This is a genomic window from Shinella sp. OV683, assembly GCF_057787725.1.
Genome location: NZ_CM173543.1, coordinates 2,720,438 through 2,745,015, shown reverse-complemented (window position 1 = coordinate 2,745,015; position 24,578 = coordinate 2,720,438). Strand labels below are relative to the sequence as shown.

Sequence of the window (24,578 nt, the reverse complement as noted above, 5' to 3'; positions counted from 1 at the left end):
CGTCCAGTTCGAATTACGTCTGCCAACAATATAGGCATGCGGGGACCTAAGTTAAGTCCGGCGTGATCAGATGGACAGCGCGTCCCTTGTGGAAAAGAGCCAGGGGCAGGGGCCTGTCGAACTCCAGAGCGAGCAGGCCCGCCGTTGGATAGCCGCCGCCGAGTTGCTCGGCAATCGGCCCGGCTGAGGTGAGCATCGTCGCGAGCCCTTCGATCATCGGATTGTGTCCGACGAGCATCAGGCTTTCACCGTCCCGGTTTTGTCGTATCTGCTCCAGGTATGCTTCCATGCCTTCGGAATAAAGCCGCTCGTCATAATTGGCGGCGGCAACGCCCGCGGTCTGAATGAAGATCGCCGTTGTCTCGTGGCAGCGAAGGGCGGGGGACGAGATGATCTTTCCCGGCTGGATTTCAGCCAGTCTCGCCTGCCGGGCAATGTCAAAGGCCTCGGCGCGGCCGCGCTCATCGAGAATCCTGTCGAAATCCCGCCGGCCCGCTGCGGGCCATGCCGCATGCGCATGCCGCAGCAGGTGGAGCCGGAAGACCTCGCCATTGCCTGTCGTCATTTGGTTGCCGGACCACCTGGATTTGAATTGTGTCTTTTGCGCACAACGTTCCCGATATCGTCTCTCCCGTCAACCATGCAGGCACGGGAGGTAGTTTGAACGTCGTTGATATTACGAAAAAGCCGCCCAAAATCGTTAAGAACGGTCACCGGCGATCATCACGTCCCGCAAGACTTTCGGACGAATCGAGCTCAAAAGCGGAAAGCTGTGGGAAAGTTTCCTGCATCGTTCGGAAAACTGGTGAAAAATTAGCCGCTTAGCATAATTTCATGACAATTTTAAAAATAACCAAATTTACGCTTTGAACTTGAATCTCGTATTTTCTAGAGCTATAGAGCCGCGACATACGGGTTATTCCTCAGGAGAATCGCGTTGAGTGAGAATATCGATCTTGCAGACTATGTTCCCTCGGAAAATGAAGAGTTCATGAACCCAAAGCAACGCAGTTATTTCCGGACCAAACTGGTGGCCTGGAAAAACGATATCCTGCGTGAGGCTCGTGAAACTCTTGGACATCTCGCCGAAGAGAGCGCAAATCACCCCGACCTGGCCGACAGGGCCTCATCCGAAACCGACCGTGCCATCGAGCTTCGTGCTCGTGACCGCCAGCGCAAGCTGATTTCCAAGATTGACGCAGCATTGCAGCGCATCGACGACGGCACCTACGGTTACTGTGAGGAAACCGGCGAGCCGATCAGCCTCAAACGGCTGGATGCCCGCCCGATCGCCACCTTGTCGATCGAGGCCCAGGAGCGCCACGAGCGCCGGGAAAAAGTATACCGCGACGAATAAAGCCAGCGATATCAGCTGGCTTTTGTATTTTCGGGCCTTTTGACATATCTGGCGGCCGGCGGCCGCCAACGGCGATGATTTGAGCCTGTGGCGCTGAACTGCTCCATTCCGCGTTGATGCGATGGTGTATTGGAAGTTTGCCCCATCGGCTGCAGTGCTGTTCAGCCCGATAACTTTCTACCTTCTCTATATTTTGCCATTCGCGGACTTAACACCTCGTCCGAAATCGCTATGATCCGCCGCGCAACAAAGGGAGGATCAGATGAGCAAGGACAATCCAGGATTTTCGACCTTGGCAGTACATGCCGGCGCCCAGCCGGATCCGACCACGCATGCGCGGATCACGCCGATCTACCAGACCACGAGCTTCGTCTTCGACAATGCCGATCATGCCGCCGCCCTGTTCGGCCTGCAGCAGTTCGGCAACATTTATACGCGTATCATGAACCCGACTCAGGCGGTGCTGGAAGAGCGCGTCGCAGCCCTCGAAGGCGGCACGGCAGCTCTCGCAACGGCCTCTGGACATGCGGCGCAGCTGCTGATTTTTCACAACATCATGAGCCCGGGCGACAATTTCATTTCCGCCAAGCGCCTTTACGGCGGCTCCATCAATCAATTCGGCAACGCGTTCAAGAGCTTCGACTGGCAGGTTCGCTGGCGGGACCCGATCGATCCGGCCGCAATGGAAGCGCTGATCGACGAGAACACCAAGGCCGTGTTCATCGAAAGCCTCGCCAATCCTGGCGGCACCTTCATCGACGTCGCGGCAATTGCAGAAATTGCCCACAAGCATGGCCTGCCCCTGATCGTCGACAACACAATGGCAACGCCTTACCTGCTCAGGCCGCTGGAACACGGCGCCGACATCATCGTCCATTCGCTGACCAAGTTCATGGGCGGTCATGGCAATTCGATGGGCGGCGTACTGGTTGATGGCGGGACCTTCGATTGGACGAAATCGGGCAAATACCCGATGCTGTCCGAGCCACGCCCGGAATATGGCGGCGTTGTGCTTCACCAGACCTTCGGCAACATCGCCTTTGCAATCGCCGCGCGCGTGCTCGGCCTGCGCGATTTCGGACCGAGCCTCGCACCGTTCAACGCCTTCCTGCTGCTGACCGGTATCGAAACGCTGCCGTTGCGCATGCAGCGCCATTGCGACAATGCCCTCGTCGTCGCCAAATGGCTGAAGGGCCACGAGAAGATCGCCTGGGTCAGCTATTCCGGCCTGGAGGACGATCCCAACCACGCTCTGGCGAAGAAATACTCGCCCAAGGGCGCCGGCGCCGTGTTTACCTTCGGTCTCAAGGGTGGATACGAATCCGGCAAGACGTTGGTCGAAAGCCTCAAGCTCTTCTCGCATCTCGCCAATATCGGCGATACACGCTCGCTCGTCATCCACCCCGCCTCGACCACCCATCGCCAGCTGACACCCGAGCAGCAGGTCGCGGCTGGCGCAGGCCCGGATGTCGTGCGTCTTTCCGTCGGTATCGAGGATGTCTCCGACATCATCGCCGACCTCGAACAGGGCCTGGCCAACGCATGACATCAAACGCATTGTCTTTCGATCTCTCCAACGTCACTCCGGAAACCGGCGCGCCAGCGCCGGACCGGCTGATAGCGGGCAACCCCGTCTTCACCACCTGGAACATCGAGGAGGCCGATGGCGGCCTCTATGCAGGCATCTGGCATGCAACGCCGGGCAAATGGCGCATCGCCTATGATGAGTGGGAGTATTTCCACATCCTGGAGGGTCACTCCGTGGTGACCGAGGATGGTGGTGTCACAGTTCACCTAAGGACGGGCGACAGCTACATACTCCGCCCGGGGTTTAAGGGGACTTGGGAAGTGATTGAAACGACACGGAAAGACTATGTGATCAGGGTGTAGCTTTCCGCATACGAAAGAACCGGACTGCTGCTCTGATTCCCATCGCGGCCGCAGTCGAAAGGCCGATAGCTGCGAACATTCGTCCAGGCACAGATAGAATCGCAAACCGGAACGGGCCCTGGTATGTCGCCAGAAAGGCGACCAGCAGGCCAGCTTCGAGAATGCACACAGAAACGAGAAGTATTGGTATTCGGCTTTTCGCCGCAAGCAGGATTGCGAAGAACGCCAACACCGGCAGGCTTAAGAACCAGATCCATCCGAGCGTCTGATGATCGAGCAGGCGTCCGAAACCACTGATATGGCCAACCGATTTCGTCACTGCATATGGGGTGGCGCGTTCGGGTTTCCTGCGCTCGATCTCATTGCTGCTGTTGAAAGCGCGGAGACATCGATCGTTGCTGAAGACGTTACCGTTGCCATGAAATTCAGACCATCGGTACGACCAATGATAGCGCTCAAGCTCTCCATTTCGCTGGACCACCAGTTGGCCGTGGTAGTCGCTATTGAAAGCGGTACGCTGCCGGATGCGCATGTTCAGAATCGTCATATCCCAGAATTGCGAGACTATTCCGCTGCTGCTTTCTATGCAAAAGGGTGCGCCGCCGGCAATCTCGCGGGCGCGTGCCTCGACCTGCATCCCACTGGCGGCAGACAGGATTGAAAGCGCTGACCACCCCAGAAAGCTGGCGCCACAGAAGAGCTTCAGGGCGCTAACTCGCCCGGCCGCTCCACGCCAACGAATTGCCAACAATCCATAGGCCGCCAGAAGGATGATCCCGCCTAGTACTACAAGCATTATCACGCCGCTGGCACCCGCAAACCACGCATAGTAGAGAGCAAGGAGCGGGATGGCGAGGGCCAGAAGGATCGCAAAAACGATATCGGGATCGACCCAGAGTTCTTCTTGCTCGACATTCGCCGGTATTCCATGTCGCCGACGCACGGCAACCCGGGCAATTGCCCGTTTCGCGAGGTGCCCGGCGCCCCATCCAAGCGGCACTGTGAACCAGAACGCATACTGTGCAAGTGCGCCAAACCCGAACCGGTCGTCATCGGTATTCCCATAAAAGACACTAAACACGAGTGTCACGATGAGGAACATCACAAGGGCCAGAACCTTGTTCCAGCGAGGAGTAGCGAGAAGCGTCAGGAAGAAAATGATGATGCCAGGCCACGCGGCGAGGAAGAATATAGTAAGCAGCAATGTGCCCAAGGGACGCTCCAAAATGAATAAAGGTCGAATGCACTTTTAAATTGTGGCGACTTTAGGTCTCGCTGACGGAGCCGGATCTACAACGGTTCACACTCGTCTTTCCCATGCGCAGCTATTTCACGGCTGCGCGGAAAATCTCGGCAAACTCCGCAGACGCAATGACAGCCAGTACCTTGCGGATGTCCTCCGACTTCTCCTTGCCGAAGGCATGATCGAACCGCGATTGCGCGTCCTGCCAGCGCTCGACAAGTTCGGCTTGTTTGGCTTCGCCGAGCGCCGTCAACCTGACGCGTTTGACGCGCTTATCTTTGTCGTCAGCGATCAGTTCGACCAGACCGTCGCGGATCAATGGCTTCAACGTATGGCCGAGCGCCGAGAGGTCCATCACCATGGCTTCTGCCAGTGCCTTGAGTGCCGGCGCGCCCTCGTGGCGGATCTGCGAGAGCAGCGTGAATTGCGTGCCCTTCAGTCCGCTTTTGCCCAGCACGTCGTCATAGAGCTGGCCGAGCTGGCGGGAGGCCCGCCGGATCGCGCTGTTGGTGCACAGCATCCATATCCCGTCTTCATTGTCTTTCATCACCGTTCCAATCCTGAGAGGGACAACGTTAGCCGCTTCGGCTCGGCGCTGCACCTCCAACTGCAATTATTTTCCGACGCCCCTTGTCATCAAAATCCTTCCCTCCAATATAGTGGTATATACCAGTAAATTCCAGAAGGAGAACAGAGATGGCAAATACTGCGAAATTGGGTACAGCCTTGGTAACCGGTGCATCGTCCGGAATCGGGGCGGTCTATGCGGCGAAACTCGCCGAGCGGGGATATGACCTGCTACTCGTGGCGCGCGATGCCGGGCGCCTTGATGCGCTCGGGAAAAACCTTGGCCAGAAATTCGGCATTTCGGCAGAGTCCCTGCCTGCCGACCTCTCCAACCGCGAGGATGTAAAGAGGGTGGAAAGCCGGCTTCGCGCCGATGCCAAGATCACGTTGCTGGTCAACAATGCCGGCATTGGTCCCAAGGGGCCGCTTCTGGCGGACGACATCGACTATCTCGACCAGATGATTGTCGTGAATGTCACCGCAGCCAACCGGCTGGCTGTGGCGGCTGCACAGACTTTCGCTGCACGTGGCAATGGCGGGATCATCAACATTGCCTCGGGCGTGGCGATCGCTCCGGAACTGTTCAACGGCGCCTATAGTGGCACCAAATCCTTCGTGCTTGGACTGACCCAGTCGCTCGCCAGGGAGCTCGATGGCAAAAGGGTTAGGCTGCAAGCTGTATTGCCCGGCCTGACGCGCACAGAACTGTTTGATCGCGTCGGCGGCAATGTCGACAACTATCCCAAGGAAATGGTCATGGACGCCGACGACCTGGTTGAAGCCGCACTCGCAGGCTTTGACGCCGGCGAACTCGTCACCATACCGTCGCTGGAAGATATCGGCCTCTGGCAGGCGTTTGAGACGGCTCGCGCCGCTCTCGGTGGCCAGGTCTCACTGAGCAAACCGGCCCCGCGTTATGCAGCCATGAAAGCGGCCGCCTGATCACCATTCAAGCTCAAGACGCTCCAGCCCGTGGAAATGGTAGACATCTTTGACCACGGGCTCCTTTGCGATCCGCATCCCGGGCAGCCGTTCGAACAGGATCGGCAGCGCGATCTGCATTTCGAGCCGTGCCAGCGGCGCGCCGATGCAGAAGTGGATGCCGGCACCGAACGACAGGCTGGTTCCTTCGTCGCGTGTCGGCTTGAAGGCCAGGGGATCGCTGAATTTTCTCGGATCGAGATTGGCAGCGGCGAGGATCATCCCGACCTCGTCGCCCTTTTTCAGCTGGATACCGTCAAATTCGAGATCCTCCAGCGCCCAGCGCTTGAAGATGTGGACGGGCGCCGAGAGCCGAATGGTCTCTTCCGTCGTCAGCTGCGTTGCCCGATCGTCGGCAAACAGCGTCTTGGGATTGAGCCCGGATTGCAGGATGATATTCGTGGCATTGCCGATCTGGTGCACCGTCGCCTCATGGCCGGCGTTGAGGAGCACGATGGCGGTCGAGACCAGCTCTTCCTCGGTCAAGTACTGCCCGTCACGGGCCGGTGACAGCATCAGAGACAGCAGGTCGTCCTTGGGCGCATCACGACGCTCTCTGGCTAGCGCGACGATGTAGTCGGCGAATTCCTTGGCCGCCTGGTTGGCACGGTGCTCGTCTTCCTCGGTCTTCCCGAACATATACATCCGCACATAATCGTGGCTCCAGTCGAGCAGCTGCCGACGCATGTCGAGTGGTACTCCGATCATACTGGCGATAATGGTGACGGGAATGACTTCGGCAAAGGAGTCCAGCAGTTCCGTGCTGCCATCCTTCTCAAAGCCATCGATCAGGCTGTGACAGAGACTGGTGATTTCGGGCCGCAATCGCTCGATCTGGCGCGACACGAAAGCACGATTGACCAGCGTCCGCAACCGCGTGTGTTCCGGCGGCTCGATCGACAGTAGCGACTTGGATTCGGCCCGGTCGAAATCGGCGAGGTGCGGGCAGGGTTGTGGCCAGCCCAGTTCCTCTCGGCTCATCACATGGGTGATCTGCCGGCCAAAGCGCCGGTCGCGCAGCAGAGCGTTCACATTGTCGTAGCCCGCAAAATACCATTGATCCTGCTCGTTCCACCAGAAGGTGGGCGAATGCGCGTGCATCGCTGCGTAACCGGCATTGGGATTGCGGTAAAAGTCCGGATCGCGGGCATCGAGCGACAGGCGGCGGGTGGATGGGTCGAATTTAAAATAGGATGGGGTCATGCTGCCTACTGCTAAGGAAGGGTGCGCAAAGCATAATGGTTGCGGTTGGTCATTTGCAATCCTATTTGAGATGGACTAGACTAACCGGACTAAGTTTTGTGGAGATCTCGCAATGCGTCAAGTTAATATTCATGAGGCGAAAACGCATCTATCGCGATTGGTGGAGGAAGCCTTCGATGGCGAGCCTTTCATCATCGCCAAGGCCGGAAAGCCTATGGTCACAGTCGTGGCTGTGACTGAAACCAACGTTCCGCCCGAAAAACCGACGGCCCCTTCGCCGAAGAAGCAATTCGCCAGCGAACGATTTGGCTTCATGAAGGGCAAAATCAACGTGCCGGATGATTTCGACACCGCGTATCAGGATGAGATCATCAAGATGTTCGAGGGTGAGGAGTGAGACTGCTTGCTGATACACACGTCTTGCTGTGGATGACGATAGACAAGGAACGGCTGTCGAGGAATGCGCTGCAGATACTAGGGGACCCGGAGAACGAAGTCTGGTTCAGCGCCATCAGCATATTGGAAATGGCAATCAAGCAACGTCTCAACAAGCTCGATTTGCACGTTCCCATCGAAGAGTATCGGCGTTCCATGCTTGAGAGAGGTCTGCGCGAGCTACCTGTAGAGGGGCATCAGGCGGCTTATGTTGCGATCTTGCCTTTTCTGCACAAGGATCCGTTCGATCGGCTCCTTGTCGCGCAGGCCACGGTGGAAGGCATGACGCTGATCACCGCCGACGAACAGATTGCCCAGTATCCGGGACCGATCCTCAAGATCTGAGCTTTGCGGTTGTCAGCCCCATTCATCCTTCCTTCACCTTGCCGAGCAATTCCCGGGCAAGCCCTCACTGAGGTAATCCACCTTTAAAGCCGAATCGTACAGTGATCATCCCAATTTCCCGGCATGACTTGAAGTTTGAGGACAGGACACTCTATGTATGGGAAAAGAAAATGGGATGATTCCCGGAAATCCCGTTGGTTCCGGGTTATATGCGAAGGATGCACATGAGTAATCCATTTGAAACGGCCATGGCGATTGTACCGACGGTTATCGAACAGACCAATCGGGGCGAGCGCGGCTGGGATATCTTTTCCCGTCTCCTCAAGGAGCGGATCATTTTCGTGATCGGCCCGGTCGAGGACACGATGGCGGCGCTGGTCTGCGCTCAGCTTCTGTATCTCGAATCGGAAAATCCGAAGAAGGAAATTGCGCTCTATATCAATTCGCCAGGCGGCCTCGTGACGTCAGGCATGGCCATCTATGATACGATGCAGTTCATCCGTCCGGCAGTCTCGACACTCTGCGTCGGCCAGGCTGCTTCGATGGGTTCGCTGCTGCTGGCGGCCGGCCACAAGGATATGCGCTTCGCCACCCCGAATGCCCGCATCATGGTCCATCAGCCCTCTGGCGGCTTCCAGGGCCAGGCATCGGATATCGAGCGCCATGCCCGCGACATTCTCAAGATGAAGCGCCGGCTCAACGAAATCTACGTCAAGCATTGCGGCCGCACCTATGAGGAAGTGGAACATTCGCTCGATCGTGATAACTTCATGACGTCCGACGAGGCAAAGGACTGGGGACTGATCGACAGCGTCATCACCTCCCGCGTCGATGCCGAAGGTGGCGAAGAGGCTTAAGCGCAACATCTGCCTCCGCTTTGTCCCCTTTCTTGACAAGATTGTGATGGATAGGGACTTGCGGGGCAGGGCATGAGCGTTAAAGATAACCATTAAGCCTATGTTGAACTTTTATGACATAGGCTCCCTTGAGCAGGGGGGAATGATTTGCTGCTGTCGGGTTGATGTGTTTGAGTAGCCCATGGCGGAATTCCCCGAAGCCTCGTGTAACAGCGGATAAGCCGCTTCATGCCGGGGTGTCAGGTTTTGACCCCGCGTGGCTTTTCCCAGGCCGCGGGTGTGCTGGAAGGAAATTGAAATGAGCAAAGTCAGCGGAAGCAACGGCGGCGACTCCAAGAACACCCTCTATTGTTCTTTCTGCGGCAAGAGCCAGCATGAAGTGCGCAAGCTGATTGCTGGCCCCACGGTCTTCATCTGCGACGAGTGCGTCGAACTCTGCATGGACATCATCCGCGAGGAAAACAAATCCTCGATGGTCAAGTCCCGCGAGGGTGTGCCGACGCCGCAGGACATCATGAAGGTGCTGGATGAATATGTGATCGGCCAGAAGCAGGCCAAGCGTATCCTCGCCGTCGCCGTCCACAATCACTACAAGCGACTGGCGCATGCCACCAAGAACCAGGATCTGGAACTCGCAAAGTCCAACATCCTGCTCGTTGGCCCCACCGGTTGCGGCAAGACCTATCTTGCCCAGACGCTGGCGCGCATCATCGACGTGCCGTTCACCATGGCGGATGCCACGACGCTCACCGAAGCCGGCTATGTCGGTGAAGATGTCGAAAACATCATCTTGAAGCTGCTGCAGTCCGCTGACTACAATGTCGAGCGTGCCCAGCGCGGCATCGTCTATATCGACGAAGTCGACAAGATTAGCCGCAAGTCCGACAACCCGTCGATCACACGCGACGTGTCGGGCGAAGGCGTGCAGCAGGCACTTCTGAAGATCATGGAAGGCACGGTCGCCTCGGTTCCGCCGCAGGGCGGCCGCAAGCACCCACAGCAGGAATTCCTGCAGGTCGATACGACGAACATCCTGTTCATCTGCGGCGGCGCGTTTGCCGGCCTCGAAAAGGTGATCTCGGCGCGTTCGGAAAAGACCTCGATCGGCTTCGGCGCCAAGGTTGCCGCTCCCGATGAGCGCCGTGTCGGCCATGTGCTGCGCGACCTCGAGCCAGAAGATCTGGTGAAGTTCGGCCTGATCCCGGAATTCATCGGTCGTCTGCCTGTCATCGCGACGCTGGAAGACCTTGACGAAGATGCGTTGATCCAGATCCTCAGCGAGCCGAAAAACGCGCTCGTCAAGCAGTATCAGCGCCTGTTCGAGATGGAAGACGTGGAACTGACATTCCATGAGCTTGCACTGCGCGAGATTGCCCGCAAGGCCATCCAGCGCAAGACCGGCGCTCGTGGTCTGCGCTCGATCATGGAAAAGATCCTGCTCGACACCATGTTCGAACTTCCGGCCCTCGATGGCGTCCAGGAAGTCGTGATATCGGAAGAGGTTGCCAAGGGCAGTGCCCGGCCGCTTTACATCTATTCCGACCGCCACGAAGAGAAGGCACCGGCTTCGGCCTGACCGTTCCTCCGGCAGAACACTTTCGAAAGGCCCGGGCGACCGGGCCTTTTCCATTGCATGCGATGCAAATAATTCGATCTGTTCAACTAATTCGGTTGCGCCCGCTGGGCGTCGGCGCAACAATGCAACGATTCCGGAGGTGCGCGTTTGCCGACGGCTGGCGTAAGCCTCGCAAAATGTGGATAAATTAGCGTTGAGTGGGCAGATTGTGACAGCCAGTTGACAGACGGTGTGCCCCAGGTCGCAGACAGGCTTGAATTGAGCCGACCAGATATCCACCTGTAGTCCGAACAGGCGGGCTCTCGTCGACCACGTAGCCGACGGGCCAATGGCCTGGATTGAAAGGGAAAGAAATGACCAAAAAAACATTCCCGACGGAAGGAAGCCAGCAGAACTACCCGGTCCTGCCGCTTCGCGATATTGTTGTGTTTCCACACATGATCGTGCCGCTCTTCGTCGGTCGCGAAAAATCCATCCGCGCCCTCGAGGAAGTGATCGGCACCGATCGGCAGATCCTGCTTCTCACCCAGCGCAATGCCACTGATGATGATCCGCCGCCGTCTGCGATCTTCGAGGTCGGTACTGCTGCCAACGTCCTGCAATTGCTCAAGCTTCCAGATGGTACCGTGAAGGTGCTGGTCGAAGGCAAGAGCCGTGCGCGCGTCGATGAATATACCGATCGCGAAGACTTCTACGAAGCATCCGCCACCCTGCTCGACGAGCCTGAAGAGGACCCGGTCGAGATCGAGGCGATGTCCCGCTCGGTGGTTTCCGAGTTCGAAAACTACGTCAAGCTCAACAAGAAGATTTCGCCTGAAGTCGTCAGCGCCACCGGCCAGATCGAGGACTATTCCAAGCTCGCCGACACCGTTGCCTCGCACCTGTCGATCAAGCTGACCGACAAGCAGGAAATGCTCGAAACCGTCTCCGTCAAGGGCCGGTTGGAGAAGGCGCTCGGCTTCATGGAAGGCGAGATCTCGGTTCTTCAGGTCGAAAAGCGCATTCGCTCGCGCGTCAAGCGCCAGATGGAGAAGACCCAGCGCGAATACTACCTGAATGAGCAGATGAAGGCCATCCAGAAGGAACTGGGCGACGAGGAAGGCCGTGACGAAATGGCCGAGCTGGAAGCCCGGATCGCCAAGACCAAACTCTCCAAGGAAGCCCGTGAAAAGGCCGATGCCGAGTTCCGCAAGCTCAAGCAGATGAGCCCGATGTCGGCTGAATCGACCGTCGTGCGCAACTATCTCGATTGGCTGCTGGGTCTGCCCTGGGGCAAGTTCTCGCGCGTCAAGACCGACCTCGTTGCCGCCGAGAAGATCCTCGACGACGATCATTTCGGTCTCGACAAGGTCAAGGAACGCATCGTCGAATATCTCGCCGTCCAGGCGCGCTCGACCAAGATCAAGGGACCAATCCTTTGCCTGGTTGGCCCTCCGGGCGTTGGCAAGACATCGCTCGCAAAGTCCATCGCCAAGGCGACGGGTCGCGAATATGTCCGCATGGCGCTTGGCGGCGTGCGCGACGAGGCCGAGATCCGTGGTCACCGCAGGACCTATATCGGCTCCATGCCGGGCAAGGTCATCCAGTCGATGAAGAAGGCCAAGAAGGCAAATCCGCTCTTCCTGCTCGACGAAATCGACAAGATGGGCCAGGATTTCCGTGGCGATCCGTCGTCTGCATTGCTTGAAGTGCTGGATCCGGAACAGAACTCCACCTTCATGGATCACTACCTGGAAGTGGAATATGACCTCTCCAACGTGATGTTCATCACCACGGCGAATACGCTGAACATCCCGCCGCCGCTGATGGACCGCATGGAGATCATCCGGATCGCGGGCTACACCGAAGACGAGAAGCTGGAGATCGCCAAGCGGCATCTGCTCTCCAAGGCCACGCGCGACCATGCGCTGCAGCCGAAGGAGTTCTCGATCACCGACGAGGCGATGATGGAAATCATCCGCACCTACACGCGGGAAGCCGGCGTCCGTAACCTCGAGCGCGAACTGTCAAAGGTCGCCCGCAAGGCCGTGACCGAGATCCTGCGCAACAAGGTGCTGACGGTTGCCGTTACCAAGGACAATATCTCGGATTACCTTGGTGTTCCGCGGTTCCGCCATGACGAAGCCGACAAGGAAGATCAGGTCGGTGTCGTCAACGGTCTCGCCTGGACGGAAGTCGGCGGCGAATTGCTGATGATCGAAGGCCTGATGATGCCCGGCAAGGGTCGCATGACCGTTACCGGCAATCTGAAGGACGTGATGAAGGAATCGATTTCGGCAGCGGCATCCTATGTCCGCTCGCGGGCGATCGATTTCGGCATCGAGCCTCCGTTGTTCGAAAAGCGTGATATCCACGTCCACGTGCCGGATGGTGCGACCCCGAAGGACGGTCCGTCCGCAGGTGTCGGCATGGTCACGGCCATCGTCTCCGTCATGACCGGTATTCCGGTCAGGCACGATGTGGCGATGACCGGTGAGATCACCCTTCGCGGCCGTGTGTCGCCGATCGGTGGCCTGAAGGAAAAGCTGCTCGCGGCTCTGCGCGGCGGCATCAAGAAAGTGCTCATTCCGGAAGACAACGCCAAGGACCTGGCGGACATCCCGGCCAACGTGAAAAACAACATGGAAATCATCCCGGTTTCGCGGATGGGCGAAGTGCTTGAACACGCGCTGGTGCGTCAGCCGGTGGCGATCGAATGGAACGAATCTTTCGATACGGCGAGCGCCAAAGCTGCGGCCGCAGCCGAAGATCCAACGGTCGCGATCGCACATTGATGTGACCTTCGTGCCGAATTGGCTCAGAAAAACGAATAGCCGGTCGAAAGACCGGCTATTTCTTTATGGAAAAAGCCCGAAACAGACTGGATTTGCCGGGTTTTTGCTGTATCAGAGTTGCGGTCGGGCAGCCCATGACTATGCTGCCCACGAACTATCTGATTCGTTTCAAACCAACTAAGAAAGGGGTGGAAACATGAACAAAAGCGAACTCGTGGCGGCCGTTGCCGAAAAGTCCGGTCTCACCAAGACAGATGCAGCTTCGGCTGTGGATGCGGTGTTTGATTCCGTTCAGGACGAGCTTAAGAAGGGCGGCGATGTCCGTCTCGTCGGTTTCGGCAACTTTTCCGTTAGCCGTCGCGAGGCCTCTGTAGGCCGCAATGTTTCGACCGGTGAAAAGGTCAACATCCCGGCTCGCAACGTGCCGAAGTTCACGGCCGGCAAGGGCCTGAAGGAATCGGTCAACAGCTGATCCTATTTGCCAGTTTCTGGCGGCAAAGCCCGGACGCGAAAGCGGCCGGGCTTTTCTTGTTCGTTGACGGTCTGTTGGGTGGAAAGATGCGAGCGCACACTTGCATTTCTTTCGCGCTGCAATAGATTTGTGAAGCCGGGATATTCCGGCGACGTTCTCAGGGCGGGGTGCAAGTCCCCACCGGCGGTAATGGAGGCAACTCCGAAGCCCGCGAGCGGTCCATGGAGCCTTTCCGTGGATGTCAGCAGATCTGGTGCAATTCCAGGGCCGACGGTCATAGTCCGGATGAAAGAGAGCGGGTTTGAACAATGGCGGTATGGCTTTCAGGGCCAAAGCTCGCATTGCGCATGACTCGTGCGCCCTGATTCGTGTTGGTTTGCTGAAGGAGCAAGACATGAATCAGAGCCAGAAGACGCTCAACCTATCGCCCGCCTTCCAGGGCGCGGCCTATATGGTGCTTGCCGGGATCGGCTTCACTGCAATCAATGTCATCACCCAGCATGTGACGATGGGCCTCGGCCTGTCATCGACATCAGATGCCTTCTGGCAATATTTCATCGCCTTTCTCTTTTCTCTGCCGATGCTGGCGAAAGCGGGATGGCGGGCGATGCGGACGACCCACCCCGTGGCGCATCTGATACGGATCCTGCTCGCCGTTCTCGGCGTCCAGGCCTGGGTCTTTGGACTGTCGCACGGCGTGCCGATCTGGCAGGCAATCGCGCTGGTCATGACCTCGCCCTTCTTCGTCACGGTCGGTGCCGCCGCCTTCATGGGCGAGCGGGTCAGCACCGAGCGCTGGGCGGCGATCCTCACGGGCTTTGCTGGTGCGATGATCATTCTCGCGCCGTGGTCAGACGGTTTCTCGCTCTACAGCCTGCTGCCGGTGGCCGCCGCCGCACTTTGGGGCGCGTCCTCGCTGGTCACAAAGAGCCTGCTCAAGGACGAGCCGTCCTCGACGGTGACGATCTGGTTGCTCCTGCTTCTGTCACCCATCAATGCCGGCTTTGCGATTGCCTCGGGCTTCCAGTTTCCGGATCAGACCTTGGCTCCGTGGCTGATCGCTTCGGGCGCCATCATGGTGCTGTCGCAATACTTCCTGGCCCGCGCCTATGAGGTGGCGGACGCGACCTATGTTCAGCCGTTCGACGATCTCAAGCTGCCGCTCAATGTGCTGGCGGGCTGGGCGGTCTTTGGTTACGCCCCGGCTGGCTATCTCTGGCTTGGAGCCGCGATGATCCTTGGCGCCTCGATGTTCAACATAGCCATAGAACAGCGGCGAGGCAGGGTTGCCGCCTAACCACCGGCTTCTGCACGCCAATCTTGATTGCGCCCCACAGGCACTCTATACGGTGAGCAGCCGTCCGTCCGGGGCAGCACTTCCGATGACCAGAACTGCAGGGTGCATTCTTGAGCCAGTCAGCCGCGACCAATTCCGACGTCCATGTTCTCGAGCAATTGCTGGCAGTCCTGAGGCGGCGTTGGAAGACGCTGGCGCTGTTCATCGTTATCGGTCTCGTGCTGGGGCTGCTTTATGCCGAGAGCCAGCCGCCGCAATATGCGAGTTCCGCGACGGTCATCGTTCGCTCCGGCTTTGCCGCCGATCCGCTGCGCCAAGGCGTCGAGACGACGACGCCAGAGGAGGAGGGCCAGTTCCTCAGCCAGCTCGAACTGATCAAGTCGTCATCCGTCGCCAATGTGGTCGCTGGCAAGCTGGCGCTTGAGGAGGATGCGGCCTTCGCCAAGCCGGAACTCGCCGGCTGGCGCAGGCTGGTTGCCCGAGTCGAGGGGCTGGCCGGTCGCAAGACTGGCCTCAGCGCCTCCGCCAAGCCTGCGACGTTGACGCGCGATCAGGTCGTGTCGCGCCTGCAGGCCAATGTGAAGGCATTGCGCGCCGGTCGTACCTATGTTGCCGCGATCTCCTATACCCATTCGGACCCGGCGACCGCACAGAAAATAGCTCAGGCATTTGCGGAGGCCTTCCGGCAGAAGCTTGCCGAGGTCAGCGATCTCGCTACGTCGAGGGTCCGCGCCGCCTTGCAGGCTGAATTGGACCGCGCCACGCCGGAGCAGATCCCGGCGCTAAAGCAGAAATATACCGACCTCGTCGTCAATCGCGCTCTGCCCGGCATGGACGCCGCAATTATTTCCGATGCCAAGCTGCCGGGCGCGCCAATCGCCCCGCGCAAGGGCTTCCTGGTGGTCGTGGGCGCCATTCTAGGCGCCGCGATTGGCGCGCTGCTCGCCGGCTATCGGGAAATGTCCGATCGGGGTATCCGCGATGGCGACGAGCTGGCGCAGGCCCTGCGCAGCCGTTTTGCCGGCTATGTCGAACCGCTGAAGCTCGCCACTCGCGGCAAGGTCAACGGTTCGGTTGACGGCAAGTTCACGCTGCCCAATGATGCACGACTTTCGGTGACAGAGCCCTATGGCCGGCTCGGTGAGGCGGTTCGGAATGCCGCGGTTTCGGCGCTGGCCGGCCAGAAGGAGGGCCAGGCCCGCACGATCGGCGTTATCTCCATGCTGCCGGGTGAGGGCAAGACACTCGTCGCTGCCAATCTGGCGGCTCACCTCGGCAATCAGGGCCGGCGCGTGTTGCTGCTCGACGCCAATATCCGCAAGCCCGATCTCAGCGATTGGCTCGCAGGCTATGCCGAGCAGGGTATTGTCGATGTACTGCTGCAGAGCCGGCCGGTGGGCGAGGCGACGCTCTATGACGGCAAGGCCAATATCTCGTTCCTGCCAACCGCGCTCAATCAGCGCGCGGTCGATCCCGCCGGCCTGATGATGGGCCCGCAAATCCGCAGGTTCATTGAGGGCCAGCGCACGGAGCAGGATGCGATCATTTTCGACCTGCCAAGCCTGACCTCTGCCTCTGACGCCCGCGCTATCGAACCATTGGTCGATGCGTTCGTTCTTGTGGTGGAATGGGCCGGTCCGACCGAGACCTTGATCGGCGATGTCCTGGCTGGCGACAGCGAAATTGCGCGAAAGATCGCGGCGGTGATCATGACCAGGACGGACATCGCCAAGCTGCCGCTTTACGTTACGGCAGGATCACGCGGGTCGTTTCAGAAGCGGATCGGTTGATCGTCAGAACCGCTTGCGATCCCTGATCTTTCTTGCTGGATTGCCGGCATAGATCGCCCAGGGCTCGAGGTTCTTGACCGCGACGCCGCGGGCGCCAAGCACGGCCCCTTCACCCACCGTGACGCCAGGCCCGACGAAAGCTTCGGCCGCTACCCAGGCGTTGGCCTCGATGGTGATCGGCTTCGGCACCAGCTGGAAATGCGCATCATCCGGATCGTGCGTGCCGCCGCAGAGATGGGCGCGCTGCGAAACGATGGCGTATTCACCCAAACTGATCTTGTCCATGTTGTAGACGATGACGCCGGGACCGATAACGGAATGATCACCCATTTCGAGATTGGGCGGATACCAGATCGACGTCTTTGGATAGATGCGGGCCTTCGGCGACAGTTTGGCGCCAAAGGCGTTCAGCAGCAGGCGTCGCCAGGCATGCAGCGGCACCGGCGTCCAGTTGCCGAGAACGGCCCATGTGAAACCCCAGGCGGCACGAAACAGGCGATGCTTGAGCGAGAAGCTAGGGCCGCCCTCGCGCGGGTTGGATTTCTCAGCGTCGAGAGCACTCATCGCTTGGCCTTCCAGTCGGTTGCGGCTTGATAGAGATCGAGCAGGCCGTGGCGCACACTTTCCATGGAAAACTCCGCCGCCACAAGCGCGCGGGCCTTGTCCGACGCAGATCGCCATTCCTCCGGCGAAAGCGCATCAGCGGCCTTGAGCGCCGGATAGATGGTGTCTGGGGTGAACCCGGTTCGGAAGGCCGCGCCCCGCTCGAAGCCGATCGCCAGGTTGCATTCGGGTGTCAGGATGGCGGGCACGCCTGCAGCCCAAGCTTCGAGTACCGCCATCGGCAGGCCCTCGCTCTTGGACGGCAGCAGGAAATAGCGAGCAGCGCCGATCGAGCGCAGCTTGTCTTGGCCATATTGCGGCCCGGCGAACAGGACATTGCCGAATTCCTGGCCGAGTTGCTCAGCGTGCGCTTCAAAGCCGGCTATGCCATCGTTCCAGCCGCAGAAAACAAGAACGGATCGGTCGCGGAAGCCGGGATCGTCCGTCGACAGCCGCGCCCAGGCGTCCATCAGTTCCATGCAGCCCTTTTTCTCATGGATACGGCCGAGGAAGAGATAGACGTTGCGGCCCTCATATTCCGCCTTCCACCAGCCCGGCTTGACGCTGTCCGTGGCGAAGGCTTCGGCGTAGTTGCGGATGATCCGTGCGGGCTGGCCGGTCAGGAACTCGGCGACATCGGTGGTTTCCTTGTCGGTCAGCAGGTGAAAACCCGCGCATTTCTTGAGGAAACGGTCCTGATAGACGCTCGACACAGCCTTCTTGAGCCTCGCTGACCGCGCACGGATCCATGGCTCGAGCATGCCGTGCGGCGTGACGACATAGGGCTTGCCGGTCAACGCCGACCAGGCTTGCACGGCTGCACACTGGAACTGCCAGACACCGTGGACATGCACGAGGTCGGGCTTGGCGCGCATCAGCGAAAAGAACGCGCCGGGCGCAAAGCTGTAGCTCTTCGGCCCGTAGAACTTGTGCAGATATATCTTCGCGGCTTCCCACTGCTTAGGATCGACGCGCACCATCGAATCGTCGAGCGTATGCACCGAGATCTGTTCGATGCCGGCAGGCGCCAGCGCATTGAGATGCAGCCGCGCAGCTTCGGAGACGCCGCCGCCGAGAGGCGACAGCGTCGGCATGGCTAGCGCCAGCCGACGGATCATTTCTTCACCTCGATCATGCCGAGAATGTCCTGCAGGCGGGTGAAGTTCTGCTGGTAGACCTTTACGGCATTCTGGATCTCGGCTTCGGCCGCAGGCAGGTTCTCGAAGTCGGAGGAAAGCTGCTTGATCATGTAGTCGAAATCGATCGCGTCGATCGGCGTGTGACGATGAGTCAACTTCAAGTCATTCATGATATATTCGGTCTTCGGCAGATAGGCGATGGCGAACGTCGGGCGACCGGCCATCATCGCGAAGATGCAGGAATGAAAGCGTGTGCCGAGAAACACCTGGGAGCGCGTGATCAGCGCGCGCAGCACATCCGGCTCGCGGCTGGCGGCATCGATGAACACGGGATGCCTGGCCTTTTTCTGTACGGCATAGGCGGTCGGCAGGTCTTCCGAGACCTGGTTGAAAATCACGGGTGCCATGCCGTAGGTTTCGCTCATGTGATCGGCGGCGCGAGCCACTGCGTCCGTGTAGCGCTCATAGGCGGCTTGCGGTTCCCTGGACTTCGGAAACGACCAGCCGACGACGGTCATGCCGAAGACGGGCTTTTCCGGCGCAACACGCAGGCTGGCGTAGACGGCATCGACAAGCGCCTTGTTGTCCTCGACGCGATCGTTCCAGAACGCGCTGTCGCCCGTGCGGTAGACGTTCCTTTCCGGCAGCTTCAGCTCATGGGCAAGGAAGTCCCAGCTGTAGCTTTCGCGCGCGCAGAGAAACGGCACCTTGCCGAGCACATGGCGGGCGACGGCGCGCGAAATCGGCCGCTCGATGGGGCCGACGCTCTGTGGCGCCAGAATCACCGTCTTGCCGAGGATGGTGCCGAGATGAATGTGCAGCAGCGCGATGAAATAGGCGAAATTGGTGTCGTGGATATAGCCACCGGGGGCGGAGATCACCACGTCGCTCTCACGGATCGCTTTGAGCGTTGCGCGTTGGCGCGGCGGCAACAGGCGATCGAGTCCAAGGAACGGAATGTAGGCGCTGAGCCAGGCCGCAATCAGATAGACCAGCGACTTGATGCGATTGGCAGCGCCGCCGCCGCCGGTATTGCCGATCCGCTCCGACCAGGCGACCGAGGGATGCACCGTGCTCGCATCGCCGATGCCTTCAAAAACCGCGCCGGCAATCTGCGCATCAGGAAACTTGGCGCGGATCTCATGGATGCATTCGTCAAGCAGCACCGAATCCCCGCGGTTGGATCGGCCGAACGCGTTGACGATCATGAACTTCATATGAGGCGGTCTCCGGTGAGCATTTGAGCCGGGCTCTCAAACCCGGAAATTGTGCAGGAAATAAGGTGCAATTCGGACAACCCTCTGACAGAGCCGGGCTTTCAAGTCAAAGCGGGCTGGGCGTTGAGGTTAACGGCTTGCGGCGCCTTCCTGGTGGCCCGTAGCCAGCAGAGCATGCCAAGGAAGGCCGGCCAGAGGGGATTGGCAATCAGGAAGTTGGAGGCCGGGAAGGCAAAGACGAAGACGTAGAAGAGATAAAAGTAGAAGAACAGGGACGCCTCATCCAACTGCCCACGGCCAAGATCGACGGCAAACATCCAGAGCAATCCCCCGGCAAGGCAGATGACAACAGCCAGACCTGCGAGCCCGAACTTGTGAAACACAGCGAAATGCAGGAAATGCACGTTGTGGACCTGCAGCGCTCCCAGCAGCGCATGCTGGCCGGGCGTCTTGTCGGCAGCGCCCGTCATGTCGACCGTCCGGCCCAGCCCCTTGCCGAACAGCCATTCGGCATCGCTGGCAGTTTCATAATCCTCCATCACCTTCTGGCCCTCATAGACCCGCTGGTAGGAAGAGATGTGATTGTAGATGTCGTCACCCTTCATCAGGTAGATGGCTTCCTTGATGTTGCGCGGCAGGTTGTCGACAGTGTCGTCATCGAGCGAAACAGCATAGAGCAGCCCGCCGATCACGGCGAAGATCAGGAAAAACATCACCACGAGGTGACGGCGGTAGATGAGGTAGAGCAGGCCCACCGTGCCGACCGCAAGGATCGACGCCCGGTTGATCTCCACAGCAACGAAGCCTTCGTTCGAGCCGAGATGCAGCAGCAGATAGAGCAGCACCCCGAGGCCCTTTTCAAGGATGCTCCGGCGCACAAGGATCGCAAACAGCGCGATGACCTCGAACAGCATGTACTGGTAGTGGTTTTCCTTGTTGAATACCGACAGGAAGGCAAACACCAGCATCAGTAGGAAGAAGGGCAGGGAGAACAGCGTATCGACTGCTCCCTTGGCACTCATCTCGGTGCCTCGTGGGTTGCGGAAGAACTGGAAGGTCATGACGCCAGCCAGGATATAGAAGCTCCAGGCGACGATATATTGGCTCGCATTTTCATTGGCCACGCCGATGATGGCGGACATGAGCAGCACGGCCAGAACGCCGAGCCCGAACGGATGCGGCAGGAAGAAACGGAAACTGGCTTTGTCGAAGAGCAGGCCAAGGCCGATGAAACCGAGCGTGTAGACGTAGGAGACGCCATTGAGATAGGGCGTCTTGGCAAAGCCGACCACGCCGAGAATATGCTCGATGCCGAACGAGGTCGCGGCGTAGACCAGAATGAAGCCGGCCAGGAACAGGCCGAACGCATCCATTCGGGCAAGCCGGTCGAAAAGTCCGGTCGATCCTTGGCTACGCAGCGCGGCTGGCATCGGCGGAAGCGCTCCTTTTCAGCAGCCACAGTGACACCGAAATGACGATCGCATGCGAAACAAGATCCGACAGGATGAACACATGCGTGCCTGCCATATGAACAAAGGCGTTGGCGAATGCAATCGCGAAGACCACGGCAAGGATTCGGGCTACGGCCGCACCATGAAATCTGTTGCGGGCAAACAGCCCCTGAACCAGCGACTGTCCAACCGCCTCAGTCAGGATCGTCACTGAAAAAAGGGCGAGGAACGCCCAGGCCTGCGCGGCAAAGCCGTTCGAAATTGATATAATTACCAGGCTGGCTGCAACGATCGCCACCGCGGCAGCGACCGCAACAGCAAAGCTGATCTTCTGGATCAAGAGCAGCGGCATTGGCGAAATGGCGGGATTGGCGTGAACCGCCTGCACCATGCGCGGAAACTCGATCCGACGGGCAAAGCCCGCGACCTGACTGGCGGCGCCGATAATCTGCTTGGCATAGACCAGCATGGCGGTGGCTGTAGGTCCAAGGAATGCTGCGGCGATCGCTAACTGGACGCGAAAATACAACTGGCCGGGCAATAGGCCTGCCAGCATTGAGCTTTCCTCGACAAACGCCTTACGAATGCCGGCCGCCGTCGGTGTGGCGTAGCGCGGTCGCCAGCCGAGAATGGAGAGAGCGCCGAACTGGATAATCACTGTGAGTCCATAGCCAATGCTGAGCGCAGCGCCAGTCAGCAAACCGGCTTCCGCATCGGAGGCGCCGACTGCCATCACCAGACCTATGGCTGACGCGACATAGGCAATCGAGCCCGTCAGCCCGCTGATGCCGCTCTTCTGCAGCCCATCGAGGAATCCGGCGCCGTTAAGCGACCAGATCAGCAGCGCGGGCAGGGCGCCCAGCAGATAGTACTCGGAGAAGTCTGGCAGCGACACCACGCTGCGGAAGATCAGCAGGCCGATAACCAACAGCACAGCCACCGTGACACGGTAAGCCGTCGTTTCCCAATAGCTCTGCCAGAGCTTGTCGCGGCTGCCGCCGGATACCAGTAGGCGCGCGATCTGCGCCGACAGGATCGTCAACGATCCCGCCTCGACAGCGATGATGCCCAGCATCGCCACGGAGAAATGCGTGCCGAACAGCGCCAGAAGCTGGGTGCGGCCAGTCGCGACAAGATAGGTCTGTGCGAGGAAGATCGAACCCTGGCCAATGCCAAAGCCGCCAATCAGCATGCCCAAATTGACAAGGCGCCGAAAGGCGCCTTGCTTGCTGCTCATTGGAGACTGCATATGTCCTCAGCCTGTGACGGCATTGATGAACAAGGCACATCCATCTTGCTTGGAAAGCTTGCGCGACAAGTCGGCGCGGCGGTCCTTGAAGTCCTCGCGGTCGCCCTTGGAGGCATTCTGGATCGCCTTGGCAAGCGCTTCCGGATCGCCCGGAGGGGTGATTAAGGCGCTGTCGCCGAGGAAGTTGGCGAGTTCGGTGCCGAGATCGGCCGTAACCACGACCGGCACGCCCGAAGCCAGCATGCCGCCGAGCTTCGAGGGCAGCACGAGGTCGGCTGCGCCACGTTCCTGCGGCAGCGCATGCAGGCTGGCAAGGTTCATGAACTCGTTGAACTTGTCATAAGGCTGGAAGGGCAGGAAGTTGACATTGCTGAGGCGTGCATATTTCGCCACCAATGCCTTCTTGGCCGGGCCTTCGCCAGCAATCACGAACTTGATCTTCTTCTGGGTGTCTTCGAGACGCGAGGCTGCTTCCAGCAGTGTGTCTAGCCCCTGCTTGGCGCCGATATTGCCCGAATAGAGCACGATGAAATCATCGTCTGCATAGCCGAGTTCCTGGCGATAGGAAGATGTGCGGCCGAGCGGATAGATGTGCTCGAGATCGACCCAGTTGCGTACGATGGCGACCTGGGCCGGATTGCCGGTCTTCTCGGCAAGCTTGGCCGACATGCGCTCAGAAATGGTGATGATGCGGTCAAAACCCTTGAGCGTCACCTTCTCGAACAGGAAGGCGGCTTTCTTGAGGAATTCCAGCGACTTAATATGGCCAACGGCAAAGGCTGCATCGACTTCCAGGTCCTGGACGTGCAGCACGGTGCGGGCGCCGACAGCCTTGGCCGCGAGGATCGCCAGCGGTGCCGCAAACAGTGTCGGCTCGACGCAGATGACGATTTCAGGGCGCTTGCGCAGGATCTGCCACAGCACCACGGGCGCCGAGGTCGCAGCAAAGCTCATCGGTGCGAGAAGCCGCCAGATGCCGCCCATCCGCTCCTTGAGGAACAGCGGCACGCGGAAGATTTCCATGCCGTCCTTTACTTCGGAGGAATAGGTATTCTTGTAGCCGTCGCGGACCTGCCAGCCCGGATAATGGGCAGGCGTCGTCACGACGGTAACCTCGGCCTTCTGGCCGGTCAGGTATTCCGCAATCTCGCCGGTATATTTGCCGACACCAGCAATCTCGGGCGCAAAGTTCATGCCGTAGAGCACGACCTTCTTGCCGGCGATGCTACGCATGTCGTCGGAATGCTTGGAATTGTCGGCGTGGTTGAGGGGGGCGTTCATGTTCATTTCTCTAGAACCCGTATTATGCAGCGCAGGAAATCAGCAATGACGAAGGTTGGAAGGGACTTAAGGCCCGTATCGAGAGGAGGCGGTTTGATTTTGCGAGCATTAACGCACCAGTATGCAGTATGGTTCCAAGGACACCGGACTTTGTTTCGGAGCAAATGGAGCGCTGACTTGGATATTCAGCAGGACAAAACATGAGGCCATCCGTTTCAGTCAAGATTTCACGCGACTTTTCACATACTTTTTTCGTTTGTCCCCTGTGGTCTGGAGCTATTCAACGAAAACGTGCCTAAAATTAGGCCGCATATGATTTTTCCCGTTTTTCGACCTACCAGACAGTCATGCTGCAAGCACTTACCAATCCGGCGACGAATGAAGTTCCCCAAACGCCAAAACGCCAGCCTCAACCAACCGCAAGCGATTGAAATTCAGAAAAATAATGGCATCCGGAGTTCAGCCTCACAAATACGTGAAAACTATTTTTTGCGCAACGATGGGGCAAAAATATTTATTGATGCCAATTTCGGCAGCGACATTCCAGGAAATCGCCAAAAGTGAAATGAAATCAAATGCCTGGTTTTTGTCACAATTGATTTACGCAACCGCCATTGAATTGCCCTACTTACCCTACCATATTCCAGCCACCCGAGCGGTCGCCCGGGGTAACGAAAAGACGATCAACCAGTGAAAGGAGGATACTATATGCGACACCATAAGCGCGCGATTTCCTGTAAACTGTTTGGCCGGAGTATTGCGTTTTCCGGCCCATTCCTCAGCCGGTGCCTCTCCGGGCGAATGTAGCCCTCGTCTCGGACGTATAACCCAATCAGAGTTTTTATAGACTT

General features: G+C 58.7%; 23 protein-coding genes and 1 riboswitch. Of the genes, 13 read left to right on the top strand and 10 right to left on the bottom strand.

All coding sequences use genetic code 11. The features are described from left to right. Positions 1-46 precede the first annotated feature (46 nt). Positions 47-565, bottom strand: a complete 519-nt coding sequence (locus ACXHRN_RS13095; protein ID WP_488641740.1) for a SixA phosphatase family protein — start codon at positions 563-565, stop codon at positions 47-49. A gap of 372 nt (positions 566-937) precedes the next feature. Here ACXHRN_RS13095 and dksA point away from each other — a divergent pair, with 372 nt between their 5' ends. From dksA to ACXHRN_RS13080, 3 genes are all read left to right on the top strand, one after another. Next, the gene (gene dksA / locus ACXHRN_RS13090; RefSeq protein ID WP_488641739.1) at positions 938-1,357 is read left to right on the top strand and encodes an RNA polymerase-binding protein DksA; all 420 of its coding nucleotides are present in this window, start codon (positions 938-940) and stop codon (positions 1,355-1,357) included. A gap of 262 nt (positions 1,358-1,619) precedes the next feature. Next, complete coding sequence (locus tag ACXHRN_RS13085) at positions 1,620-2,903, top strand: O-acetylhomoserine aminocarboxypropyltransferase (RefSeq protein ID WP_488641738.1); 1,284 nt, start codon at positions 1,620-1,622, stop codon at positions 2,901-2,903. Next, the gene (locus tag ACXHRN_RS13080; protein ID WP_488641737.1) at positions 2,900-3,247 is read left to right on the top strand and encodes a cupin domain-containing protein; all 348 of its coding nucleotides are present in this window, start codon (positions 2,900-2,902) and stop codon (positions 3,245-3,247) included. Before ACXHRN_RS13085 ends, ACXHRN_RS13080 begins: the two co-directional genes overlap by 4 nt. Here the strand turns inward: ACXHRN_RS13080 and ACXHRN_RS13075 are convergent. Next, a complete protein-coding gene (locus ACXHRN_RS13075) occupies positions 3,237-4,460 on the bottom strand; it encodes a hypothetical protein (RefSeq protein ID WP_488641736.1) in 1,224 nt (407 codons plus the stop codon). The two genes, ACXHRN_RS13080 and ACXHRN_RS13075, sit on opposite strands and share 11 nt — an antisense overlap. A gap of 112 nt (positions 4,461-4,572) precedes the next feature. Beyond that, positions 4,573-5,037: a MarR family winged helix-turn-helix transcriptional regulator gene (locus tag ACXHRN_RS13070; protein WP_488641735.1), complete on the bottom strand. Its 465-nt coding sequence runs from the start codon at positions 5,035-5,037 to the stop codon at positions 4,573-4,575. A 149-nt stretch (positions 5,038-5,186) separates the two neighbouring features. Here ACXHRN_RS13070 and ACXHRN_RS13065 point away from each other — a divergent pair, with 149 nt between their 5' ends. After that, a complete protein-coding gene (locus tag ACXHRN_RS13065) occupies positions 5,187-5,999 on the top strand; it encodes an SDR family NAD(P)-dependent oxidoreductase (RefSeq protein WP_488641734.1) in 813 nt (270 codons plus the stop codon). Here the strand turns inward: ACXHRN_RS13065 and ACXHRN_RS13060 are convergent, their stop codons facing one another. After that, positions 6,000-7,241: a cytochrome P450 gene (locus ACXHRN_RS13060; protein WP_488641733.1), complete on the bottom strand. Its 1,242-nt coding sequence runs from the start codon at positions 7,239-7,241 to the stop codon at positions 6,000-6,002. It abuts the gene before it with no gap. 112 nt (positions 7,242-7,353) lie between these two features. Here ACXHRN_RS13060 and ACXHRN_RS13055 point away from each other — a divergent pair, with 112 nt between their 5' ends. The 8 genes from ACXHRN_RS13055 to ACXHRN_RS13020 all read left to right on the top strand — a co-directional run bounded on the left by ACXHRN_RS13055 (position 7,354) and on the right by ACXHRN_RS13020 (position 16,787). Beyond that, positions 7,354-7,638 carry a type II toxin-antitoxin system Phd/YefM family antitoxin gene (locus ACXHRN_RS13055; protein ID WP_488641732.1) on the top strand — a complete coding sequence of 95 codons (285 nt, stop codon included), beginning with the start codon at positions 7,354-7,356 and terminating at the stop codon, positions 7,636-7,638. Continuing rightward, the gene (locus ACXHRN_RS13050) at positions 7,635-8,021 is read left to right on the top strand and encodes a type II toxin-antitoxin system VapC family toxin (protein WP_488641731.1); all 387 of its coding nucleotides are present in this window, start codon (positions 7,635-7,637) and stop codon (positions 8,019-8,021) included. Before ACXHRN_RS13055 ends, ACXHRN_RS13050 begins: the two co-directional genes overlap by 4 nt. A gap of 224 nt (positions 8,022-8,245) precedes the next feature. Further along, complete coding sequence (locus ACXHRN_RS13045; protein ID WP_488641730.1) at positions 8,246-8,878, top strand: ATP-dependent Clp protease proteolytic subunit; 633 nt, start codon at positions 8,246-8,248, stop codon at positions 8,876-8,878. Positions 8,879-9,176: 298 nt separating this feature from the next. Next, entirely contained in the window at positions 9,177-10,454 is a 1,278-nt protein-coding gene (gene clpX / locus ACXHRN_RS13040) for an ATP-dependent Clp protease ATP-binding subunit ClpX (protein WP_488641729.1), read from the top strand. Between the two features lie 353 nt (positions 10,455-10,807). After that, a complete protein-coding gene (gene lon, locus ACXHRN_RS13035; protein ID WP_488641728.1) occupies positions 10,808-13,228 on the top strand; it encodes an endopeptidase La in 2,421 nt (806 codons plus the stop codon). Positions 13,229-13,424: 196 nt separating this feature from the next. After that, positions 13,425-13,700, top strand: a complete 276-nt coding sequence (locus ACXHRN_RS13030; protein WP_488641727.1) for an HU family DNA-binding protein — start codon at positions 13,425-13,427, stop codon at positions 13,698-13,700. Positions 13,701-13,849: 149 nt separating this feature from the next. Then, positions 13,850-14,001, top strand: a riboswitch (FMN riboswitch). A gap of 93 nt (positions 14,002-14,094) precedes the next feature. Next, a complete protein-coding gene (locus ACXHRN_RS13025; RefSeq protein ID WP_488641726.1) occupies positions 14,095-14,997 on the top strand; it encodes a DMT family transporter in 903 nt (300 codons plus the stop codon). 110 nt (positions 14,998-15,107) lie between these two features. Then, the gene (locus ACXHRN_RS13020; RefSeq protein ID WP_488641725.1) at positions 15,108-16,787 is read left to right on the top strand and encodes a Wzz/FepE/Etk N-terminal domain-containing protein; all 1,680 of its coding nucleotides are present in this window, start codon (positions 15,108-15,110) and stop codon (positions 16,785-16,787) included. Positions 16,788-16,790: 3 nt separating this feature from the next. Here ACXHRN_RS13020 and ACXHRN_RS13015 read toward each other — a convergent pair whose 3' ends face one another. From ACXHRN_RS13015 to ACXHRN_RS12990, 6 genes are all read right to left on the bottom strand, one after another. Further along, the gene (locus tag ACXHRN_RS13015; protein WP_488641724.1) at positions 16,791-17,351 is read right to left on the bottom strand and encodes an LbetaH domain-containing protein; all 561 of its coding nucleotides are present in this window, start codon (positions 17,349-17,351) and stop codon (positions 16,791-16,793) included. Continuing rightward, a complete protein-coding gene (locus ACXHRN_RS13010; RefSeq protein ID WP_488641723.1) occupies positions 17,348-18,508 on the bottom strand; it encodes a glycosyltransferase in 1,161 nt (386 codons plus the stop codon). The genes ACXHRN_RS13015 and ACXHRN_RS13010 overlap by 4 nt, the downstream gene beginning before the upstream one ends. Continuing rightward, entirely contained in the window at positions 18,505-19,746 is a 1,242-nt protein-coding gene (locus ACXHRN_RS13005; RefSeq protein ID WP_488641722.1) for a polysaccharide pyruvyl transferase family protein, read from the bottom strand. The genes ACXHRN_RS13010 and ACXHRN_RS13005 overlap by 4 nt, the downstream gene beginning before the upstream one ends. A gap of 101 nt (positions 19,747-19,847) precedes the next feature. Then, complete coding sequence (locus ACXHRN_RS13000; protein WP_488641721.1) at positions 19,848-21,176, bottom strand: hypothetical protein; 1,329 nt, start codon at positions 21,174-21,176, stop codon at positions 19,848-19,850. Next, complete coding sequence (locus ACXHRN_RS12995) at positions 21,157-22,434, bottom strand: hypothetical protein (RefSeq protein WP_488641720.1); 1,278 nt, start codon at positions 22,432-22,434, stop codon at positions 21,157-21,159. The genes ACXHRN_RS13000 and ACXHRN_RS12995 overlap by 20 nt, the downstream gene beginning before the upstream one ends. Before the next feature lie 18 nt (positions 22,435-22,452). Then, positions 22,453-23,727, bottom strand: a complete 1,275-nt coding sequence (locus tag ACXHRN_RS12990) for a WcaI family glycosyltransferase (protein WP_488641719.1) — start codon at positions 23,725-23,727, stop codon at positions 22,453-22,455. Between the two features lie 445 nt (positions 23,728-24,172). Between ACXHRN_RS12990 and ACXHRN_RS12985 the strand changes: the two genes are divergently transcribed. Then, positions 24,173-24,421 (top strand): hypothetical protein, encoded by a 249-nt coding sequence (locus tag ACXHRN_RS12985; protein ID WP_488641718.1) that lies wholly within the window; start codon positions 24,173-24,175, stop codon positions 24,419-24,421. Positions 24,422-24,578 lie beyond the last annotated feature (157 nt).

What these genes read in the sequence shown, in the direction of transcription:
- ACXHRN_RS13000 (WP_488641721.1), bottom strand. Translation starts at nt 21,176, where the DNA reads ATGCCAGCCGCGCTGCGTAGCCAAGGATCGACCGGACTTTTCGACCGG.
- lon (WP_488641728.1), top strand. Translation starts at nt 10,808, where the DNA reads ATGACCAAAAAAACATTCCCGACGGAAGGAAGCCAGCAGAACTACCCG.
- ACXHRN_RS13065 (WP_488641734.1), top strand. Translation starts at nt 5,187, where the DNA reads ATGGCAAATACTGCGAAATTGGGTACAGCCTTGGTAACCGGTGCATCG.
- clpX (WP_488641729.1), top strand. Translation starts at nt 9,177, where the DNA reads ATGAGCAAAGTCAGCGGAAGCAACGGCGGCGACTCCAAGAACACCCTC.
- ACXHRN_RS13095 (WP_488641740.1), bottom strand. Translation starts at nt 565, where the DNA reads ATGACGACAGGCAATGGCGAGGTCTTCCGGCTCCACCTGCTGCGGCAT.
- ACXHRN_RS13015 (WP_488641724.1), bottom strand. Translation starts at nt 17,351, where the DNA reads ATGAGTGCTCTCGACGCTGAGAAATCCAACCCGCGCGAGGGCGGCCCT.
- ACXHRN_RS13085 (WP_488641738.1), top strand. Translation starts at nt 1,620, where the DNA reads ATGAGCAAGGACAATCCAGGATTTTCGACCTTGGCAGTACATGCCGGC.
- ACXHRN_RS12985 (WP_488641718.1), top strand. Translation starts at nt 24,173, where the DNA reads ATGGCATCCGGAGTTCAGCCTCACAAATACGTGAAAACTATTTTTTGC.
- ACXHRN_RS13030 (WP_488641727.1), top strand. Translation starts at nt 13,425, where the DNA reads ATGAACAAAAGCGAACTCGTGGCGGCCGTTGCCGAAAAGTCCGGTCTC.
- ACXHRN_RS12990 (WP_488641719.1), bottom strand. Translation starts at nt 23,727, where the DNA reads ATGAACGCCCCCCTCAACCACGCCGACAATTCCAAGCATTCCGACGAC.
- ACXHRN_RS13055 (WP_488641732.1), top strand. Translation starts at nt 7,354, where the DNA reads ATGCGTCAAGTTAATATTCATGAGGCGAAAACGCATCTATCGCGATTG.
- ACXHRN_RS13060 (WP_488641733.1), bottom strand. Translation starts at nt 7,241, where the DNA reads ATGACCCCATCCTATTTTAAATTCGACCCATCCACCCGCCGCCTGTCG.
- ACXHRN_RS13070 (WP_488641735.1), bottom strand. Translation starts at nt 5,037, where the DNA reads ATGAAAGACAATGAAGACGGGATATGGATGCTGTGCACCAACAGCGCG.
- ACXHRN_RS13010 (WP_488641723.1), bottom strand. Translation starts at nt 18,508, where the DNA reads ATGATCCGTCGGCTGGCGCTAGCCATGCCGACGCTGTCGCCTCTCGGC.
- ACXHRN_RS13025 (WP_488641726.1), top strand. Translation starts at nt 14,095, where the DNA reads ATGAATCAGAGCCAGAAGACGCTCAACCTATCGCCCGCCTTCCAGGGC.
- ACXHRN_RS12995 (WP_488641720.1), bottom strand. Translation starts at nt 22,434, where the DNA reads ATGAGCAGCAAGCAAGGCGCCTTTCGGCGCCTTGTCAATTTGGGCATG.
- ACXHRN_RS13045 (WP_488641730.1), top strand. Translation starts at nt 8,246, where the DNA reads ATGAGTAATCCATTTGAAACGGCCATGGCGATTGTACCGACGGTTATC.
- ACXHRN_RS13080 (WP_488641737.1), top strand. Translation starts at nt 2,900, where the DNA reads ATGACATCAAACGCATTGTCTTTCGATCTCTCCAACGTCACTCCGGAA.
- ACXHRN_RS13005 (WP_488641722.1), bottom strand. Translation starts at nt 19,746, where the DNA reads ATGAAGTTCATGATCGTCAACGCGTTCGGCCGATCCAACCGCGGGGAT.